5 protein-coding genes are annotated in these 4,376 nt (G+C 44.7%); 3 read left to right on the top strand and 2 right to left on the bottom strand.

The features are described 5' to 3' along the window. The coding region (locus tag F6K20_RS25965) for a response regulator (RefSeq protein ID WP_353736831.1) at positions 1-497 on the top strand (497 nt) is incomplete at its 5' end. A 2-nt stretch (positions 498-499) separates the two neighbouring features. Next, complete coding sequence (locus F6K20_RS25960; RefSeq protein WP_287249190.1) at positions 500-1,810, top strand: hybrid sensor histidine kinase/response regulator; 1,311 nt, start codon at positions 500-502, stop codon at positions 1,808-1,810. Positions 1,811-1,869: 59 nt separating this feature from the next. On the opposite strand, the gene F6K20_RS25955 is transcribed toward F6K20_RS25960, so the two are convergent. Further along, a complete protein-coding gene (locus tag F6K20_RS25955) occupies positions 1,870-2,697 on the bottom strand; it encodes an ABC transporter permease (protein WP_287249193.1) in 828 nt (275 codons plus the stop codon). 91 nt (positions 2,698-2,788) lie between these two features. On the opposite strand from F6K20_RS25955, the gene F6K20_RS25950 reads away from it, so the two are divergent. Beyond that, entirely contained in the window at positions 2,789-2,914 is a 126-nt protein-coding gene (locus F6K20_RS25950; protein ID WP_287267286.1) for a hypothetical protein, read from the top strand. A 106-nt stretch (positions 2,915-3,020) separates the two neighbouring features. On the opposite strand, the gene F6K20_RS25945 is transcribed toward F6K20_RS25950, so the two are convergent. Beyond that, positions 3,021-4,352, bottom strand: coding sequence for a TRAP transporter large permease (locus F6K20_RS25945; RefSeq protein WP_287296566.1), 1,332 nt, complete (start codon positions 4,350-4,352; stop codon positions 3,021-3,023). Positions 4,353-4,376: the final 24 nt, after the last annotated feature.

The following is a 4,376-nucleotide window of genomic DNA, read 5'->3' as shown; positions in this document are numbered from 1 at the left end:
CATCACCAGGATTTAAACATTATCTAGAAATTTCAGGAACTGGCATCATGAATATTATCACAAATACTCAACCAATTGATATTCTGCTGGTAGAAGATTCGTCGAGTGATGCCGAACTCATTTTAGAGGCATTATGTGATAGCAACCTATCTAGTAACTTTCATTGGGTTGATGATGGTGCTAAAGCGATCGCATTCCTCCGTCAGCAGGGAAAATATCAGGAAGCCCCACGTCCACATTTAATTTTTCTGGATCTGAATTTACCTAAAAAAGATGGTCGCGAGGTTCTCCAAGAAATCAAGGAAGACCCCCAGATAAGTACGATACCAATTATTATATTAACCACATCTGACTCTCAGCAAGATATTATCAATACTTACAGGCTAAAAGCTAACTGCTACATTTGTAAACCCATTGATTGGGAAAATTTTCTGTCGATGGTGAAGCAGATTGAAGAATTTTGGTTAGACCTTGTTAGACTGCCATCATATCAATAAATATGGACACCAATTCCCTGAAAATACTCCTAGTAGAAGATAACCCAGCTGATGCGGATCTTCTCCAAATCATTTTAACTGATGCCCAAGAGATTCAGTGGTCACTGGTGCAGGTAGAAAAGTTACAAGATGCTATTGATTCTCTCAGTAAACATCATTTTGATATAATCTTGTTAGACCTATCGTTACCGGATAAACAGGGATTGATTACAGTCACAAAAACCCACGAGGTAGTACCGGATTTACCCATTGTGGTGTTAACGGGTCTTAATGATAGAGTGACCGCCCTAGAAGCTTTACGAAAAGGAGCACAAGATTATTTAGTCAAGGGCAAAATTGATAGTGAATTGCTGATCCGCACCATTCGCTATGCTATTGAGCGAGCCAATACTATGAAGCAGCTTCGACAAAGTGAGGAGCAATTGCAACGACTCAATGAAGAATTAGAGCATCGCGTTGCGGAACAAACTGATGAATTAAGGCAAAAAAATCAGTACCTGCAACGGGAAATTGCCAGTCGGAAGTGCTTGGAAGAAGAACTTCGTCAGGCGTTGAATAAAGAAAAAGAACTCAATGACCTCAAATCTCGGATTGTTTCTGTCGTTTCTCATGAATATCGCACCCCACTAGCCACCATCCTCTCTTCGACAGAATTACTAGAACATTATAGTCATAAATGGTCTTCCGAAAAAAAGCGACGTCATTTTCAGCGGATTCAAACCACGGTTCAACATCTGACTAAGTTAGTGAGTGATGTACTGCTATTCAGTAAAGCTGAGGCAGGAAAATTGGAATTCAAACCATTACCTATAGATGTGGTAGCCTTCTGTAAGGAAATTGTCGAAGAATTTAAACTAACAGCTAATACTGGGTTGACTATTAACTTTAACTGTACAAATAATTCAAAGGAAACCTCCTGCTGTATTAATCAGGGTTGGTTTGAAAAAGCTGATCTAGATGAAAAACTATTGCGGCAAATTCTGTCTAATTTGCTCTCCAATGGGATTAAGTATTCACCGGATGGGGGTGATATCCAATTTGATCTGATCATGAGTGATCATAGTACCATGTTCCGGATCCAAGATTCCGGAATTGGCATCCCCCCAGAAGACCAAGAACGGTTATTTGAGGCTTTTCAGCGCAGTAGTAATGTTGGTACTATCTCTGGTACCGGACTAGGATTAGCAATTGTCAAAAAATGTGTTAACCTCCACGGTGGTGAGATTTGTGTAGAGAGTGAAGTGGGAGTTGGTACAGCCTTTACGGTCACATTACCATTACACTCATCCCGTTCTTCAGGTGTTAGGTCTTAGGTTAATAGTGGTTAGTCGTTAACGCTTAATACCTACTGTAAGCGTGTAAGTGTGCCTAATCAGTCTTGCTGGTGAGCAAATTGGTGAGCACCAAATAGAGAAAGTGCGATCGCAAACCCCAGCAGAATCGGTATCGCATACCAGGGAAACTCAGACACAGGTAAGTAAGCAGCAGCCCGGAGTCCAGTGCTGGTATAACTTAGAGGCAATAGATAGACAATAACTTTTAGGGCTGTAGGTAAGGTAGCTGGGTCAAAAAACGTCCCACCTAGGAAGGACATCGGCACAATTAAGAAGTTGTTGAAAAGACCAACCATTTCCAAGGATTTGACATTCAATCCCACTATCACCCCTAAACCGGCAAACACAGCACAATTAAGCACTAGCAACAAGAAAAATAAGGGATTGAGAAAACTCCATACTTTCCCAGTAAACAGCACTGCTACCAAAATTACTGAAGCAGATGTCATTAATCCCCGCAAAATCCCCGCCATCATTTTGCCGACATGCAAGGCTAAGGGATGGACTGGCATCAACAAGGTTTCCTCAAAGGTTTTCGTGTATAGCCGATCACCGCAAATGGAAAAGGTGGTGCCAGCAAAGCTAATGGTCATAGACGACAGCGCCACCATTCCTGGCAGAATAAATTCTAAATAGGATTCACCAACTGGGGGAACCATTGTCCGATCTAAGGTACTCCCTAGACCGAGACCAAATGCCAATATGTAGATCAGTGGGGAGATTAGCCCACTAGCAACGACTTGCGTGACTCGCACCCGTAACTTTAGCCAGTCCCCCCACAAAACCGTGAAGCTATCGGTCACGATAGTCGGTAACTGGGACCCTTTGAAGGTATTGTGATGGGGCAGTGATAGATTGGATTTCACAGTATCCGTTTAAATTAAGTTAATTTTCCTTTACATTACTAAATGTTATCACTGACCCTGAGCACCATTGTGATTAATCGTAGGGTGGGCAGTGCCTACCAACGCGGTTTGCAAGCTTCATGATCTGTCTGCTGCACTGCCCACCCTACATGAACTACTCCTCCCGACTCCCGACTCCCGACTCCCGACTCCCGACTCCCGACTCCCATTAACCTAGATTGTCAAATCAAGTTGCGTAGGGTGTGTTAGGGGCGGGCTTGGCCTGATGTTCAAGACCGAGCGCCAGTATTGGAACAGCCCGCCCCGTAACGCACCACTTGATATCAAGTACTCAATGATGGCAAGAAACTGACTATACCAGGAAAGGCAATAATCAACACTAACACCAGCAGTTGCAACAGGATAAAGGGAATCGCACCTCGGTAAATTTCCATGGTTTTCACTTCTGGTGGGGCGACACCCCGTAAATAAAACAGAGCAAAGCCAAAGGGTGGTGTCAGAAATGAGGCTTGGAGATTGGCTCCGATAATTACCCCGTACCAGACCAAATCAAGGTTAAGCTGTTGGGCGACTGGAGCAAACAGCGGTACTACAATAAAGGCAATCTCAAAAAAGTCTATAAAGAAGCCTAGTAGGAAAATCGTTAACATACTGACTATTAGGAAGCCAATGTAACCGCCGGGAAGGTTTAACAGCATCGCTTCCATGACGCGATCGCCATTCAAGCCACGAAACACTAAACTAAATGCTGTTGAACCCAGCAATATAAATATCACCATGCTGGTAATCCGCATCGTGGCATCAGAGCTCTGTCGCAGGGATGCCAAATTCAACTGACCATTCACACCAGCCAATACTATTGCGCCCAGGCAACCCACAGCCCCTGCTTCCGTTGGAGTGGCAATCCCAAAAAAGATACTGCCCAATACTAATAGAATTAACAATAATGGCGGTACCATTGATTGGATCACCCGCTTTCCCAAGGCTTTTCCACTGATATTTCGGACTTCTAGGGGTAGGGCTGGTGCTGCGTCTGGCTTGAGCCATGCTACAATGATCACATGAATGGCAAACGCCCCAGCCATCATTAAACCAGGAATCACGGAACCGATAAACAGGTCTCCTACGGAAATTCCTAACTGATCTGCTAATACTACTAGGACTACACTAGGGGGGATAATCTGTCCTAATGTCCCGGATGCCACGATTACGCCAGTGGCTAGTTCTTTATTATAACCGTAGCGCAACATTATTGGTAGGGAAATCAGTCCCATGGCTACTACTGTTGCGGCAACGACTCCAGTAGATGCCGCCAGCAACGCCCCCACAATCACCACCGCTAAGGCCAATCCCCCTCGCAGCCGTCCAAACAGAATGCCCATGGTTTCCAACAGCTGCTCAGCAATGCCAGATTTTTCTAGCATCGAACCCATAAAAATAAAGTAGGGCACTGCTAGGAGAGTGTAGTTGCCCATGATGCCGAAAATCCGCTGGGGCATAGCGGTCAGGAATATCGGGTCAAAGATACCCAAACTCACTCCCACGATGGCAAACAAAATTGCCACCCCACCTAGGGAGAAGGCCACCGGGTAGCCGATGGAAAGTAATACCAAGGCACCGCCAAACATGGCCGGACCTAACCAGTCATAACCCATGGTTTTATTCCTCCTCCTGGGGTG

The organism is Moorena sp. SIO2C4 (assembly GCF_010672485.1).
GTDB classification, from domain to species: Bacteria; Cyanobacteriota; Cyanobacteriia; order Cyanobacteriales; family Coleofasciculaceae; genus Moorena; species Moorena producens.
Note: the sequence above shows the minus strand (reverse complement) of the source record. Positions and strands in the feature narration are given on the sequence as shown.

Bases quoted from the DNA above. Each gene is read 5' to 3' on its own strand.
- F6K20_RS25945 (WP_287296566.1), bottom strand. From the start codon at position 4,352: ATGGGTTATGACTGGTTAGGTCCGGCCATGTTTGGCGGTGCCTTGGTA.
- F6K20_RS25960 (WP_287249190.1), top strand. From the start codon at position 500: ATGGACACCAATTCCCTGAAAATACTCCTAGTAGAAGATAACCCAGCT.